Origin of the sequence: Roseomonas indoligenes (genome assembly GCF_017813365.1) — a bacterium.
Lineage (GTDB): Bacteria > Pseudomonadota > Alphaproteobacteria > Acetobacterales > Acetobacteraceae > Roseomonas > Roseomonas indoligenes.
In genome coordinates, this window is record NZ_JAGIZA010000010.1 from 42,271 (window position 1) to 56,706 (window position 14,436).

At 66.8% G+C, this 14,436-nt stretch carries 11 protein-coding genes; all 11 read left to right on the forward strand.

Annotation, left to right across the window (positions count from 1 at the left end):
• The first annotated feature begins 43 nt into the window (after nt 1-43).
• The 11 genes from rplL (at nt 44) to rplB (ending at nt 14,436) form a co-directional block, all read left to right on the forward strand.
• Nucleotides 44-427 carry a 50S ribosomal protein L7/L12 gene (gene rplL / locus J5Y10_RS16375; protein WP_209375114.1) on the forward strand — a complete coding sequence of 128 codons (384 nt, stop codon included), beginning with the start codon at nt 44-46 and terminating at the stop codon, nt 425-427.
• A 192-nt stretch (nt 428-619) separates the two neighbouring features.
• The gene (gene rpoB, locus J5Y10_RS16380) at nt 620-4,816 is read left to right on the forward strand and encodes a DNA-directed RNA polymerase subunit beta (protein ID WP_209375115.1); all 4,197 of its coding nucleotides are present in this window, start codon (nt 620-622) and stop codon (nt 4,814-4,816) included.
• 96 nt (nt 4,817-4,912) lie between these two features.
• Nucleotides 4,913-9,151, forward strand: a complete 4,239-nt coding sequence (gene rpoC / locus J5Y10_RS16385; protein WP_209375116.1) for a DNA-directed RNA polymerase subunit beta' — start codon at nt 4,913-4,915, stop codon at nt 9,149-9,151.
• Nucleotides 9,152-9,533: 382 nt separating this feature from the next.
• Nucleotides 9,534-9,905 (forward strand): 30S ribosomal protein S12, encoded by a 372-nt coding sequence (rpsL, locus tag J5Y10_RS16390; RefSeq protein WP_073139794.1) that lies wholly within the window; start codon nt 9,534-9,536, stop codon nt 9,903-9,905.
• Nucleotides 9,906-9,916: 11 nt separating this feature from the next.
• Nucleotides 9,917-10,393, forward strand: a complete 477-nt coding sequence (rpsG, locus tag J5Y10_RS16395) for a 30S ribosomal protein S7 (protein ID WP_209375117.1) — start codon at nt 9,917-9,919, stop codon at nt 10,391-10,393.
• Nucleotides 10,394-10,427: 34 nt separating this feature from the next.
• Nucleotides 10,428-11,615, forward strand: a complete 1,188-nt coding sequence (tuf, locus tag J5Y10_RS16400; RefSeq protein WP_209375101.1) for an elongation factor Tu — start codon at nt 10,428-10,430, stop codon at nt 11,613-11,615.
• Between the two features lie 5 nt (nt 11,616-11,620).
• On the forward strand, nt 11,621-11,935 hold the full coding sequence (rpsJ, locus tag J5Y10_RS16405; protein ID WP_209375118.1) for a 30S ribosomal protein S10: 315 nt from the start codon (nt 11,621-11,623) through the stop codon (nt 11,933-11,935).
• A gap of 20 nt (nt 11,936-11,955) precedes the next feature.
• Entirely contained in the window at nt 11,956-12,642 is a 687-nt protein-coding gene (gene rplC, locus J5Y10_RS16410) for a 50S ribosomal protein L3 (RefSeq protein ID WP_209375119.1), read from the forward strand.
• A gap of 10 nt (nt 12,643-12,652) precedes the next feature.
• Nucleotides 12,653-13,273, forward strand: coding sequence for a 50S ribosomal protein L4 (gene rplD / locus J5Y10_RS16415; RefSeq protein ID WP_209375120.1), 621 nt, complete (start codon nt 12,653-12,655; stop codon nt 13,271-13,273).
• Between the two features lie 26 nt (nt 13,274-13,299).
• Entirely contained in the window at nt 13,300-13,596 is a 297-nt protein-coding gene (locus J5Y10_RS16420) for a 50S ribosomal protein L23 (protein ID WP_432761257.1), read from the forward strand.
• A 3-nt stretch (nt 13,597-13,599) separates the two neighbouring features.
• Nucleotides 13,600-14,436, forward strand: a complete 837-nt coding sequence (gene rplB, locus J5Y10_RS16425; protein ID WP_209375121.1) for a 50S ribosomal protein L2 — start codon at nt 13,600-13,602, stop codon at nt 14,434-14,436.

Sequence of the window (14,436 nt, forward strand, 5' to 3'; positions counted from 1 at the left end):
GTTGCAAACGTCAAGTCAAGCCATTAGATCGAAGGATATCATCATGGCCGATCTCGCGAAGCTCGTTGACGAGCTGTCCTCCCTCACCGTCCTGGAGGCCGCCGAGCTCTCCAAGATGCTTGAGGAGAAGTGGGGCGTTTCCGCCGCGGCGCCCGTCGCCGTGGCCGCTGCTGCGCCCGCCGGTGGCGGCGCTGCCGCTGCCCCCGCTGAGGAGCAGACCGAGTTCACCGTGATCCTTGCCGCCGGTGGCGACAAGAAGATCAACGTGATCAAGGAAATCCGCACCATCACCGGCCTGGGCCTGAAGGAGGCCAAGGATCTGGTCGAGGGCGCGCCGAAGACCGTGAAGGAAGGCGTTTCGAAGGACGAGGCGGAGAAGATCCGCAAGGTCCTCGAGGAGAACGGCGCCAAGGTTGAGGTCAAGTAAGACCTCGATCGGCTATCCCCTGCCCCTCGGGGCAGGGGAAGAGAGTGGTTAAGGGCCGGGCGGAGACCTTCGGGTTTCCGCCCGCGCCCGCTTTTCGCCGGAGCGCAGGTGCGGTCCGGTGGTGATGCGGGGAGGGCGGGGCGCGCGGCGGCGCCTGGGTCTCCCTGAACGGCGAGAGGACGCAGGGCTGGCATGAACGCGATCTCGAAGGGTGGTTTCGAGGGCAGGGGCCTCACGGGGCGGAAGCGCATCCGCAAGTCGTTCGGGCGGCTGCCCGAGGTGGCGCCGATGCCGAACCTCATCGACGTGCAGCGCGCCTCCTACGAGGCATTCCTGCAGATGGAAGTGGCGCCGGAGATGCGCTCCTCCTCCGGCCTGCAGGAGGTTTTCAAGAGCGTCTTCCCGATCAACGATTTCGCCGGCCGCGGCAGCCTGGAATTCGTACGCTACGAGTTCGAGGAGCCGAAGTACGACGTTGAGGAGTGCATCCAGCGCGGGCTGACCTATGCCGCCCCGCTGAAGGCCCATCTGCGCCTGATCGTCTGGGATATCGACGAGGACACGGGCAGCCGCTCCATCCGCGACATCAAGGAGCAGGGCGTCTACATGGGCGATATCCCGCTCATGACGGATAACGGCACCTTCATCGTCAACGGGACCGAGCGCGTCATCGTCTCGCAGATGCACCGTTCCCCCGGTGTGTTCTTCGACCACGACAAGGGCAAGACGCACTCCTCCGGCAAGTACCTCTTCGCCGCTCGCGTCATTCCCTATCGCGGCTCCTGGCTGGACTTCGAGTTCGACGCCAAGGACATCTGCTACGTCCGCATCGACCGGAAGCGGAAGCTGCCGGCGACGACGCTCCTTTATGCCCTGGACTCCGCCGAGACGCAGGAGAAGCGCGCCGGGCGCGACACGCCGCTGGAGCCGGGCGAGGTGCGCGGCATGGACGCGCAGGAGATCCTCGGCACCTTCTACAACCAGGTTCTCTTCACCTTCGGAAAGCAGGGTTGGTCCCGTCCCTATGAGCCCGAGGCCTTCCGCGGCCTGAAGCTGACCGAGGACTTGGTGGATGCCGCCACCGGGCAGGTCGTGGCCCCCAAGGACACGAAGCTGAACCCGCGCGCCGCCCGCAAGATCGCGGAGGAGGGCACCAAGGAGGTGCTCGTCTCCCGCGCCGACCTGCTGGGCCGCTTCGTGGCCGAGGACCTGGTGGACATGACCACCGGTGAGATCCACGCCGAGGCCGGCGAGGAGCTGACCGAGGCGAAGCTCGCGGCCGTTGAGGCGGCGGGCTACGACCGCCTGCCGACCCTGGCGATCGATGCCTCCGTCGGGCCCTGGATGCGCAACACGCTGGCGGTCGACAAGAACGCCAACCGCGACGACGCGCTGATGGACATCTACCGCGTGATGCGCCCGGGCGAGCCGCCGACGCCGGAGACGGCCGAGACGCTGTTTCGCGGGCTGTTCTTCGATGGCGAGCGCTATGATCTGTCCGCGGTGGGCCGCGTGAAGATGAACATGCGCCTCGGCTTCAGCCTGAACGACGTGCCGGATACCCAGCGCACCCTTCGCAAGGAGGACATCCTCGCGACGGTGAAGACCCTGCTGGAGCTGAAGGACGGCAAGGGGCAGATCGACGACATCGACAACCTCGGCAACCGCCGGGTGCGTTCGGTCGGCGAGCTGATGGAGAACCAGTACCGCGTCGGCCTGCTTCGCATGGAGCGCGCCATCAAGGAGCGGATGGGTTCGGTCGACATCGACACGGTGATGCCGACGGACCTGATCAACGCCAAGCCCGCGGCGGCCGCGGTGCGCGAGTTCTTCGGCTCCTCCCAGCTGTCCCAGTTCATGGACCAGACCAACCCGCTGTCCGAGGTGACGCATAAGCGCCGCCTCTCGGCGCTTGGCCCGGGCGGTCTGACGCGTGAGCGCGCCGGCTTCGAGGTGCGCGACGTGCACCCGACGCATTACGGCCGCATCTGCCCGATCGAGACGCCTGAAGGCCCGAATATCGGCCTGATCAACAGCCTCGCCACCTTCGCCAAGGTGAACAAGTACGGCTTCATTGAGACGCCGTACCAGATGGTGAAGGACGGCAAGATCACGGGCGAGCCGCGCTACCTCTCCGCCATGGAGGAGGAGAAGCTCGTCGTCGCCCAGGCCGATGCCGAGGTGGACCGCGAGACGGGCGAGTTCCGTTCCGAGCTGGTCTCCGTGCGCCAGTCCGGCGACTTCCGGCTGGTGAAGCCGGAAGAGGTGACGGCGATCGACATCTCGCCGAAGCAGCTGGTCTCCGTGGCCGCGGCGCTGATCCCGTTCCTCGAGAACGACGACGCCAACCGCGCGCTGATGGGCTCCAACATGATGCGGCAGGCCGTGCCGCTGGTGAAGTCCGACGCCCCGCTCGTGGGCACGGGCATGGAGGCCGCGGTCGCGCGCGACTCCGGCGCCAGCATCGTGGCGCGCCGCGACGGCGTGGTGGACAGCATCGACGGCGCGCGCATCGTGGTGCGCGCGACGGCGGAGGACGGCACGACCCAGGGCGTGGACATCTACCGCCTGAGGAAGTTCCAGCGCTCCAACCAGTCCACCTGCATCAACCAGCGCCCGCTGGTTCGCGTGGGGGATGAGGTGGGCGCCGGCGACATCATCGCCGACGGCCCCTCCACGGAGCTGGGCGAGCTGGCCCTTGGCCGGAACGCGCTCGTCGCCTTCATGCCGTGGAACGGGTACAACTTCGAGGACTCCATCCTGATCAGCGAGCGCATCGCCCAGGATGACGTGTTCACGTCGATCCACATCGACGAGTTCGAGGTTTCCGCCCGCGACACGAAGCTGGGCCAGGAGGAGATCACCCGCGACATCCCGAACGTGGGTGAGGAGGCGCTGCGGAACCTCGACGAGGCCGGCATCGTCTATATCGGCGCCGAGGTACAGCCGGGCGACATCCTGGTGGGCAAGGTAACGCCGAAGGGCGAGAGCCCGATGACGCCGGAGGAGAAGCTCCTCCGCGCCATCTTCGGCGAGAAGGCCTCCGACGTGCGCGACACGTCGCTGCGCCTGCCGCCGGGCGTTTCCGGCACGATCGTCGACGTGCGCGTCTTCTCCCGCCGCGGGGTGGACAAGGACGAGCGCGCCATGGCGATCGAGCGCGCCGAGATCGAGCGCCTGGCGAAGGACCGCGACGACGAGCGGGCCATCCAGGAGCGGTCCTTCACGGGGCGGCTGCGCGAGATCCTGCTGAACCGCAAGGCGGGTGGCGGCTTCAAGGGCGTCAAGCAGGGCACGGTCATCACCGACGAGGTGCTGGACGAGTTCAACCGCATGACCTGGCGCCAGATCTCCGTCTCGGACGATGCGGCCCAGGCGCAGCTCGAGGCGCTGAAGCGCGAGTTCGACGCGGCGGTGGAGCGGCTGCAGAAGCGCTTCGAGAGCAAGGTCGAGAAGCTGCAGCGCGGCGATGAGCTGCCGCCCGGCGTGATGAAGATGGTCAAGGTCTTCGTGGCGGTGAAGCGCAAGCTGCAGCCGGGCGACAAGATGGCCGGTCGTCACGGCAACAAGGGCGTCGTCTCCCGCGTGGTGCCGATCGAGGACATGCCGTTCCTCGAGAGCGGCCAGCCGGTGGACCTCGTGCTGAACCCGCTGGGCGTGCCCTCGCGCATGAACATCGGGCAGATCCTCGAGACGCATCTTGGCTGGGCCTGCGCGAATATCGGGAAGCAGATCGGTGAGGTGGTGGAGGACTACCGCCGCGCCGGTGCCGCCCGGGACGCGCTGGTCGAGAAGCTGCGCGACATCTACGGGGACGAGATCACGGACCGTGACATCGTCAACATGAGCGAGGAGCAGCTGCTGGAGCTCGGCGAGAACCTGAAGGGCGGCGTGCCGATCGCGACGCCGGTCTTCGATGGCGCGCGCATCTCGGACATCGAGAACCTGCTGGTGAAGGCGGGGCTCGACACCTCCGGCCAGATGCAGCTGGTCGATGGCCGCACCGGCGAGCTTTTCGAGCGCAAGGTGACCGTCGGCTACATCTACATGCTGAAGCTGCACCACCTGGTGGACGACAAGATCCACGCCCGCTCCATCGGGCCCTACTCGCTCGTTACCCAGCAGCCGCTGGGCGGCAAGGCGCAGTTCGGTGGCCAGCGTTTCGGCGAGATGGAGGTCTGGGCGCTGGAGGCTTACGGCGCCGCCTACACGCTGCAGGAGATGCTGACGGTGAAGTCGGACGACGTGTCCGGCCGCACCAAGGTCTACGAGGCGATCGTCCGCGACCAGGACAGCTTCGAGGCCGGCATCCCCGAGAGCTTCAACGTTCTCACCAAGGAGCTGAAGAGCCTTGGCCTGAACGTGGACCTCGAGAACCGCAGCAACTGATCATCGACAGGATCGCGCCGGCCCCTTCCCAGCGGGGCCGGCCGCTGATGATGCCATGCGAGAGCGTGGCAGGCTGGACTTGAGAAGGAAGGCCCCATGAACGAGCTGATGAAGATCCTTGGCCAGACCGGCCAGGCCGTCACCTTCGATCAGATCAAGATCACCATCGCCTCCCCGGAGCAGATCCGCTCCTGGTCCTACGGCGAGATCAAGAAGCCCGAGACGATCAACTACCGCACCTTCAAGCCGGAGCGGGACGGGCTTTTCTGCGCGCGCATCTTCGGTCCGATCAAGGACTACGAGTGCCTGTGCGGCAAGTACAAGCGGATGAAGTTCCGCGGCATCATCTGCGAGAAGTGCGGCGTCGAGGTGACGCTGGCCAAGGTGCGCCGTGAGCGCATGGGCCATATCGAGCTCGCCTCTCCCGTCGCCCATATCTGGTTCATGAAGTCCCTGCCCAGCCGCGTCGGCCTGATGGTCGACATGTCGCTGAAGGAGCTGGAGAAGGTTCTGTACTTCGAGAGCTACGTCGTTCTCGAGCCCGGCCTGACGGACCTCAAGCTGCACCAGCTGCTGACCGAGGACGCCTACCAGACGAAGATGGACGAGTTCGGCGAGGACGCGTTCACCGTCGGGATCGGCGCCGAGGCCGTGAAGCAGATGCTGACCGGCATCGAGCTGGACAAGGAGAGCGCCCGGCTTCGCGGTGAGCTGAAGGAGACCACCTCCGAGGCGAAGCGCAAGAAGCTCGTCAAGCGCCTGAAGCTCATCGAGAGCTTCAACGAGGGTGGCGCGCGCCCGGAGTGGATGATCCTGGACGTCGTGCCGGTGATTCCGCCCGAGCTTCGGCCGCTGGTGCCGCTGGACGGTGGCCGCTTCGCGACCTCTGACCTGAACGACCTGTATCGCCGCGTCATCAACCGCAACAACCGCCTGAAGCGGCTGATCGAGCTGCGCGCGCCGGACATCATCGTGCGCAACGAGAAGCGCATGCTGCAGGAGGCGGTCGACGCGCTGTTCGACAACGGCCGCCGCGGCCGCGCGATCACGGGTGCCAACAAGCGCCCGCTGAAGTCGCTTTCCGACATGCTGAAGGGCAAGCAGGGCCGGTTCCGGCAGAACCTGCTCGGCAAGCGCGTGGACTACTCCGGCCGTTCGGTCATCGTGGTGGGTCCCGAGCTGAAGCTGCACCAGTGCGGCCTGCCGAAGAAGATGGCGCTCGAGCTGTTCAAGCCGTTCATCTACTCGAAGCTCGAGAAGTACGGCCACGCCACCACCATCAAGGCCGCCAAGCGGATGGTGGAGAAGGAGCGTCCCGAGGTGTGGGACATCCTTGAGGAGGTGATCCGCGAGCACCCGGTGATGCTGAACCGGGCGCCGACGCTGCACCGCCTGGGCATCCAGGCCTTCGAGCCGATCCTCGTCGAGGGCAAGGCGATCCAGCTGCACCCGCTGGTCTGCACCGCCTTCAACGCGGACTTCGACGGCGACCAGATGGCCGTGCACGTCCCGCTGAGCCTTGAGGCCCAGCTGGAGGCGCGCGTGCTGATGATGTCCACGAACAACATCCTCAGCCCCGCGAACGGCAAGCCGATCATCGTGCCGTCCCAGGATATCGTTCTGGGCCTCTACTACCTGAGCCTCGAGACGCCGGAGTTCCGCGCGAGCAAGACCGAGATCGAGGCCAAGCGGGCCCTGATCGCGGGCATGTCGGGCAAGTCGGCCGACAAGCTGACGAGTGACGAGCGGGCCGCGCTCTCCTTCCGCCCGACCGTGTTCGACGGGCTGGGCGAGGTGGAGCAGGCGCTGGCCGCCGGCGCCGTGACGCTGCACACCGCGATCCTGGCCGCCGTGCCGGGCTTCAAGGACGGCAAGCCGGTGCGCGAGACGGTAATCACCACGCCGGGCCGGCTGATGATGGGCACGCTTCTGCCCCACCATCCGAACGTGCCCTACGACATCATCAACCGGCAGCTGACCAAGCGCAGCATCTCCGACGTGATTGATGCCGTGTACCGCCATTGCGGCCAGAAGGAGTCGGTGATCTTCGCCGATCGTCTGATGGGCCTTGGCTTCCGGAATGCTGCGAAGGCTGGCATCTCCTTCGGCAAGGACGACATGATGATCCCGGCCTCCAAGGCCGAGATGATCGATCGCACCAAGGGCGAGGTGAAGGAGTTCGAGCAGCAGTACCTCGACGGCCTGATCACCGCCGGCGAGCGGTACAACAAGGTCGTCGACGCCTGGTCGCGCGCCACGGAAGAGGTGGCCGGCGCGATGATGAAGGAGATCTCCCGCCAGGAGATGGGCAAGCAGACCAACTCGGTCTGGATGATGTCCCACTCCGGTGCGCGTGGGTCGCCGGCGCAGATGCGCCAGCTGGCCGGCATGCGCGGCCTGATGGCCAAGCCGTCGGGCGAGATCATCGAGCAGCCGATCATCTCGAACTTCAAGGAAGGCCTGACCGTCCTTGAATACTTCAACTCCACCCACGGTGCCCGCAAGGGCCTCGCGGATACGGCGCTGAAGACGGCGAACTCGGGATACCTGACCCGCCGCCTCGTGGACGTGGCGCAGGATTGCATCATCGTCGACCGGGATTGCGGCACCGAGCGCGGCATCACGGTCCGGGCCGTCATGGACGGGGGCGAGGTCGTCTCCTCCCTCTCCGAGCGGATCCTGGGCCGGACGATCCAGCGCGATGTGCTGACGCCGGAAACCGGCGAGGTCGTGGTCGCCCGCAACACGCTGGTTGACGAGGTCATTGCCGACAAGGTGGAGCAGTCCGGCGCGGAGGAGGTCTATATCCGCTCCGTCCTGACCTGCGACGCGCGCCAGGGCGTCTGCGGCATGTGCTACGGGCGCGACCTTGCCCGCGGCACGCCGGTGAACACCGGTGAGGCTGTCGGCGTCATTGCCGCCCAGTCCATCGGCGAGCCGGGCACGCAGCTGACGATGCGCACCTTCCACATCGGTGGTGCGGCGCAGCGCTCGGCCGAGCAGGCCCATGTCGAGGCGACCAGCGATGGCACCGCACGGGTGCTGAACAAGCAGGTCGTCACGAACAGCGAGGGCGTGACGATCGTCATGAGCCGTAACTGCGAGGTCGTGCTGAGCGACGCGCAGGGCCGCGAGCGTGCGCGCTACCGCGTGCCCTACGGCGCACGGCTGCTGATCGGCGACACGGCCGAGGTGACCCGCACGCAGAAGCTGGCGGAGTGGGACCCCTTCACCCTGCCGATCATCATCGATCGGGCAGGTACGGTCGAGTACACGGACCTGATTGAGGGCTTCACCCTCTACGAGGAGACGGATCCGGTGACGGGCCTGTCCTCCAAGGTGGTGCGCGAGCCGGTGGAACGGGCGAAGAACGCCAATCTCCGCCCCAGCATCGTGCTCCGCGAGGGCGGGAAGGTCGTGGCGCAGTTCGCGCTGCAGCCGGCCTCGATCCTGAACGTGGAGAATGGCGCAACGGTCCATGCCGGCGACATCATCGCCCGCCTGCCCCGCGAATCGTCGAAGACCCGCGACATTACGGGCGGTCTGCCGCGCGTGGCGGAGCTGTTCGAGGCGCGCCGGCCGAAGGATGCTGCGATCATCAGCGACATCGACGGACGGGTGGAGTTCGGCAAGGACTATAAGGCCAAGCGCCGCATCGTGGTCGTGCCGGAGGCTGTCGGCGACGAGCAGCCGACCAACCGCGAGTATCTGGTGCCCAAGGGCAAGCACGTCTCCGTGCAGGAGGGCGACTATGTCCGCGCCGGTGACCCGCTGGTGGACGGCCCGCGCGTGCCGCACGACATCTTGCGCGTGCTGGGCGTCGAGGCTCTCGCGAACTACCTCGTGAACGAGATCCAGGACGTCTATCGACTGCAGGGCGTGAAGATCAACGACAAGCACATCGAGGTGATTGTTCGCCAGATGCTACAGAAGGTCGAGATCATCGAGCCCGGCGACACGACCTACCTGATCGGCGAGCAGGTGGACCGCATCGAGTTCGACATCGAGAACGAGAAGCGGCTCTCCGTGAAGGAGCGGCCCGCTCGGGCCGAGCCGGTGCTTCAGGGCATCACCAAGGCGAGCCTGCAGACCAACTCCTTCATCTCCGCCGCCTCCTTCCAGGAGACGACTCGGGTGCTGACGGAAGCGGCCGTGGCCGGCAAGGTGGACCGTCTGGAGGGGCTGAAGGAGAACGTCATCGTCGGGCGCCTGATCCCGGCCGGAACGGGCTCCGTCATGAACCGGCTGCGGTCGCTGGCCGCCCAGCGGGACAAAGGACGGCTCCCTGCGGGACAGCCGGCCCTACCTGGTGGCGAGCAGCAGGCCGCCGAGTAAAGGCCTGCCAGAGCAGGAATCCCGGCCGTCCCTCGGGGCGGCCGGATCCATGTCGGGCGGGGCAGGGAGGCGATCCCGGTCCCGCCCGACTCAATACTGCAAAACGCTTGACTCAGGGGGGTAGGGGGGGTAGGTGTCCGCCCCTCTAAGGGCCCTATCGGCCTCGCCCCCTGGGTCGAGTCATAGGTTCCAACGGGTTTGGACGACGACATCTAGCGTCGCCGTAGCCTCCGCCTTCCAAGACGAACACGGCCCAATGAGGCCTGGTTCAATGGGCGGGTCAGGCCGGGGACGGGGAGTAGCCCGCAGGGCCGCAGACGCGGTTCGGCGGGCGCCTTCGCTTGGGATGAAGTCGGACACATAGGGTTCACGAAGGGGCGTCATGCCGACGATCAACCAGCTTATCGCGCAGGGGCGCGAGCCGAAGCCGAGCCGCAACAAGGTGCCGGCCCTGCAGAGCTGCCCCCAGAAGCGCGGCGTTTGCACGCGCGTCTACACCACCACGCCGAAGAAGCCGAACTCGGCGCTTCGTAAGGTCGCCAAGGTGCGCCTGACGAACGGCTATGAGGTGGTGAGCTACATCCCCGGTGAGGGGCACAACCTTCAGGAGCACTCGGTCGTCCTGATCCGCGGTGGCCGCGTGAAGGACCTTCCGGGCGTTCGCTACCACATCCTGCGCGGCGTGCTCGACACCCAGGGCATCGCCAAGCGGCGCCAGCGCCGTTCGCTGTACGGCGCCAAGCGGCCGAAGTGAGGAACTGAGAGATGTCGCGTCGTCACCGCGCAGAGAAGCGCGAGGTCCTGCCGGATCCGAAGTTTGGGGATCTCGTTCTCAGCCGTTTCATGAACGTGCTGATGTACGACGGCAAGAAGAGCATCGCCGAGGGCATCGTGTACGGCGCCATGGACACGCTGAAGAAGCGTGGCGGCGCCAACAGCGATCCGCTGCGCCTGTTCCACGAGGCGATGGACAACGTGAAGCCGGCCGTCGAGGTTCGGTCCCGCCGCGTCGGCGGTGCCACCTACCAGGTGCCCGTCGAGGTTCGCCCGGAGCGGCGTCAGGCTCTCGCGATCCGCTGGATCATCGAGTCGGCCCGCAAGCGCGGCGAGCACACGATGGAGGATCGCCTCTCCGCCGAGTTGATGGACGCGGCGAACAACCGCGGGTCCGCCGTTAAGAAGCGCGAAGACACTCACCGGATGGCCGAAGCCAACAAGGCCTTCAGCCACTACCGCTGGTAACCCATAGAAGACCCATCCGGGCAGAGGCACGACAATGGCGAAGGCGAAGTTCGAGCGGAACAAGCCGCACTGCAACATCGGGACGATCGGCCATGTTGATCATGGCAAGACGTCTCTGACGGCGGCGATCACGAAGGTCCTGGCGAAGACGGGCGGCGCGTCCTTCACGGCCTACGACCAGATCGACAAGGCCCCGGAGGAGCGCGCGCGCGGCATCACGATCTCGACGGCCCATGTCGAGTACGAGACGGCCAACCGGCACTACGCGCATGTGGACTGCCCCGGCCACGCCGACTACGTGAAGAACATGATCACGGGCGCGGCGCAGATGGACGGCGCGATCCTCGTGGTGTCGGCCGCCGACGGCCCGATGCCGCAGACCCGCGAGCACATCCTGCTGGCCCGCCAGGTCGGCGTGCCCGCGCTGGTGGTGTTCCTGAACAAGGTCGACATGGCCGACCCCGACCTGCTGGAGCTGGTCGAGATGGAGGTGCGCGAGCTGCTCTCCTCCTACCAGTTCCCGGGCGACGACATCCCGATCATCCAGGGCTCCGCGCTGATGGCGCTGGAGGACAAGTCCCCCGAGATCGGCGAGCAGGCGATCCTGAAGCTGATGGAGGCGGTCGACGCCTACATCCCGCAGCCCGAGCGCGCGGTTGACCTGCCCTTCCTGATGCCAGTCGAGGACGTGTTCTCGATCTCCGGCCGCGGCACGGTGGTGACCGGCCGCGTGGAGCGCGGCATCGTCAAGGTGGGCGAGGAAGTCGAGATCGTCGGCCTGAAGGACACCGTGAAGACGACGGTGACCGGCGTCGAGATGTTCCGGAAGCTGCTGGACAGCGGGATGGCCGGCGACAACATCGGCGCGCTGCTGCGCGGCACCAAGCGCGAGGACGTGGAGCGCGGGCAGGTTCTGTCCAAGCCCGGCGCGATCACGCCGCACACGCAGTTCAAGGCCGAGGCCTACATCCTGACGAAGGAGGAGGGCGGTCGCCACACGCCGTTCTTCACGAACTACCGGCCGCAGTTCTACTTCCGCACGACCGACGTGACGGGCGTGGTGAAGCTGCCGGAAGGCGTGGAGATGGTGATGCCGGGCGACAACGTGGCCATGGACGTGGAACTCATCGCCCCGATCGCCATGGACCAGGGCCTGCGCTTCGCCATCCGCGAGGGCGGCCGCACCGTCGGCGCTGGCGTCGTCGCCAGCATTCAGAAGTAAGAACCATGGCATCCGACGCACAGAATATCCGGATCCGCCTCAAGGCGTTCGACCACCGCGTGCTGGATGGCAGCACGCGGGAGATCGTGAACACCGCGAAGCGGACCGGCGCTCGGGTGCGGGGTCCTATCCCGCTTCCGACGCACATCGAGCGGTTCACCGTGAACCGTTCTCCGCACGTGGATAAGAAGTCGCGCGAGCAGTTCGAGATTCGGACCCATCGCCGTCTTCTGGACATCGTCGACCCCACCCCGCAGACCGTGGACGCGCTGATGAAGCTCGACCTCGCCTCCGGCGTGGACGTCGAGATCAAGATCTGAGTTCGAGGGGCGCACACACCATGTCCGCGAAAGATGGCCGCACCGGCCTGATCGCCCGGAAGCTGGGCATGTCCCGGCTGTTCAACGAGGACGGCTCCACCGTGCCGGTGACGCTGCTGCACGTGGATGACGTTCGCGTCGTGGCGGTGCGCTCCGCCGAGAAGGACGGGTACACGGCCGTTCAGCTTGGCGCCGGGCATGCCAAGCCGAAGAACGTTTCCAAGCCGAACCGCGCGCACTTCGCCAAGTCCGGCGTCGAGGCGCCGATGAAGGTGATGGAATTCCGCACGGCCGCCGATGCGGTGCTGGAGGCGGGCGCCAAGCTCTCCCCGGCCCACTTCGTGAAGGGCCAGAAGATCGACGTCACCGGCGTCACGAAGGGCAAGGGGTTTGCCGGCGCGATGAAGCGCTGGAACTTCAGCGGTCTCGAGGCGTCGCACGGCGTTTCGATCAGCCACCGCTCGCACGGCTCCACTGGTAACCGCCAGGATCCGGGCAAGACCTTCAAGAACAAGAAGATGGCCGGCCATCTCGGCGTTGAGCGCGTGACGACCCAGAACCTGGAGATCGCCGGTGTGGACGTGGAGAAGGGCCTGCTCTTCGTGAAGGGCGCCGTTCCCGGCGCCGCGAATGGCTGGGTGATGGTGCGCGATGCCGTGAAGCGGAAGCGCCATGCCGACGCGCCGTATCCGGCCGCGACGGCCTGAGGATCGAGTGATGCAGGTGAAGGTCATCACGCTCGACAACGCCGAGGCCGGCGAGATCGAGCTCCCCGCGGAGGTGTTCGGCGCTGAGCCGCGCGCCGACATCATGGCGCGCGTCGTGCACTGGCAGCTGGCGAAGCGCCGGGCCGGCACGCACAAGGTGAAGGGCATGGGCGAGGTCTCCGGGACCACGAAGAAGCCCTACCGCCAGAAGGGCACGGGCAATGCCCGCCAGGGCTCGTTGCGCGCGCCGCAGTTCCGCACCGGTGGCGTTGTCCACGGTCCGGTGGTGCGCAGCCACGAGTACAGCCTGCCGAAGAAGGTCCGCCGTCTGGGCCTGATCAGCGCGCTCAGCGAGAAGGCCGCGAACGGTAAGCTGGTGGTGCTCGACGCCGCCGCCCCGGGCGAGGCCGCGAAGACGAAGACTCTCGCCGCGCAGGTGAAGGCTCTCGGCTGGACCAGCGCGCTGCTGTTCGACGCGACGCCGGATGCGGGCCTGCTCCGCGCCGCGCGGAACCTGCCGCGGGTCCAGGTGCTGCCGACCGTCGGCGCCAACGTGTACGACATCGTGCGCCACGACGTCCTCGTCGTGACCCGCGCGGGTGTCGAGGCCCTGAAGGAGCGCCTGTCGTGAGCGAGACCAAGGCCAAGAAGCCGGTCATCTCGCAGGAGCGGATGTACCAGCTGATCGTCGCCCCGGTGATCACCGAGAAGGCGACGGTGCTGAACGAGGTGGGCCAGGTGACCTTCAAGGTCATCTCGGACGCGACCAAGCCTGAGATCAAGGCCGCGGTCGAGGGCCTGTTCGGCGTGAACGTCACCGCCGTGAACACGGTGGTGGTGAAGGGCAAGTCCAAGCGGTTCCGCGGCCGTCCCGGCCAGCGCTCCGACTGGAAGAAGGCGATCGTCAGCCTGGCCGAGGGCCAGAGCATCGATCTGACGACGGGGCTCGCGTAAGCCATGGCGCTGAAGCAATTCAATCCGGTCACGCCGAGCCTTCGCGGCACGGTGCTGGTCGACAAGTCCGAGCTGTGGAAGGGCAAGCCCGTCAAGCAGCTGACCGAGGGCAAGAGCCATTCGGGCGGGCGTAACAACCACGGTCGCACCACCGTCCGGTTTCGTGGCGGCGGACATAAGCAGACCTACCGCTATGTGGACTTCAAGCGCCGCGCGAAGTTCAACATGCCCGGCACGGTCGAGCGCCTGGAGTACGATCCGAACCGCACGGCCTGGATCGCCCTGATCAAGTACCAGGACGGCGAGCTGTCCTACATCATCGCGCCGCAGCGCCTGAAGGCGGGTGACACGGTGGTTGCGGGCGACCGCGTGGACATCAAGCCCGGCAATGCGATGCCGCTTTCGGCCATTCCGGTCGGCACGATTGTGCACGCGCTGGAGATGAAGCCGGGCGCCGGCGCCAAGATCGCCCGTTCGGCCGGCACCTACTGCCAGCTGGTCGGCAAGGATGCCGGCTATGCCCAGGTCAAGCTGATGTCCGGCGAGGTGCGGCTGCTCCGCGGCGAGTGCCTGGCTTCCATCGGGGCCGTGTCCAATCCGGATAACTCCAACCAGCAGCTCGGCAAGGCCGGGCGCCGACGCTGGATGGGCTTCCGTCCGCACAATCGCGGCGTCGTCATGAACCCGGTCGATCACCCGCATGGTGGTGGTGAGGGCCGGACCTCGGGCGGCCGGCACCCGGTTACCCCCTGGGGCAAGCCGACCAAGGGTTACAAGACCCGCACCAACAAGCGCACGGACCGTCTCATCGTCCGTCGCCGTACCGCGAAGAAGGGCTGA

What these genes read in the sequence shown, in the direction of transcription:
- rplL (WP_209375114.1), top strand. Translation starts at nt 44, where the DNA reads ATGGCCGATCTCGCGAAGCTCGTTGACGAGCTGTCCTCCCTCACCGTC.
- rpoB (WP_209375115.1), top strand. Translation starts at nt 620, where the DNA reads ATGAACGCGATCTCGAAGGGTGGTTTCGAGGGCAGGGGCCTCACGGGG.
- rpoC (WP_209375116.1), top strand. Translation starts at nt 4,913, where the DNA reads ATGAACGAGCTGATGAAGATCCTTGGCCAGACCGGCCAGGCCGTCACC.
- rpsL (WP_073139794.1), top strand. Translation starts at nt 9,534, where the DNA reads ATGCCGACGATCAACCAGCTTATCGCGCAGGGGCGCGAGCCGAAGCCG.
- rpsG (WP_209375117.1), top strand. Translation starts at nt 9,917, where the DNA reads ATGTCGCGTCGTCACCGCGCAGAGAAGCGCGAGGTCCTGCCGGATCCG.
- tuf (WP_209375101.1), top strand. Translation starts at nt 10,428, where the DNA reads ATGGCGAAGGCGAAGTTCGAGCGGAACAAGCCGCACTGCAACATCGGG.
- rpsJ (WP_209375118.1), top strand. Translation starts at nt 11,621, where the DNA reads ATGGCATCCGACGCACAGAATATCCGGATCCGCCTCAAGGCGTTCGAC.
- rplC (WP_209375119.1), top strand. Translation starts at nt 11,956, where the DNA reads ATGTCCGCGAAAGATGGCCGCACCGGCCTGATCGCCCGGAAGCTGGGC.
- rplD (WP_209375120.1), top strand. Translation starts at nt 12,653, where the DNA reads ATGCAGGTGAAGGTCATCACGCTCGACAACGCCGAGGCCGGCGAGATC.
- rplB (WP_209375121.1), top strand. Translation starts at nt 13,600, where the DNA reads ATGGCGCTGAAGCAATTCAATCCGGTCACGCCGAGCCTTCGCGGCACG.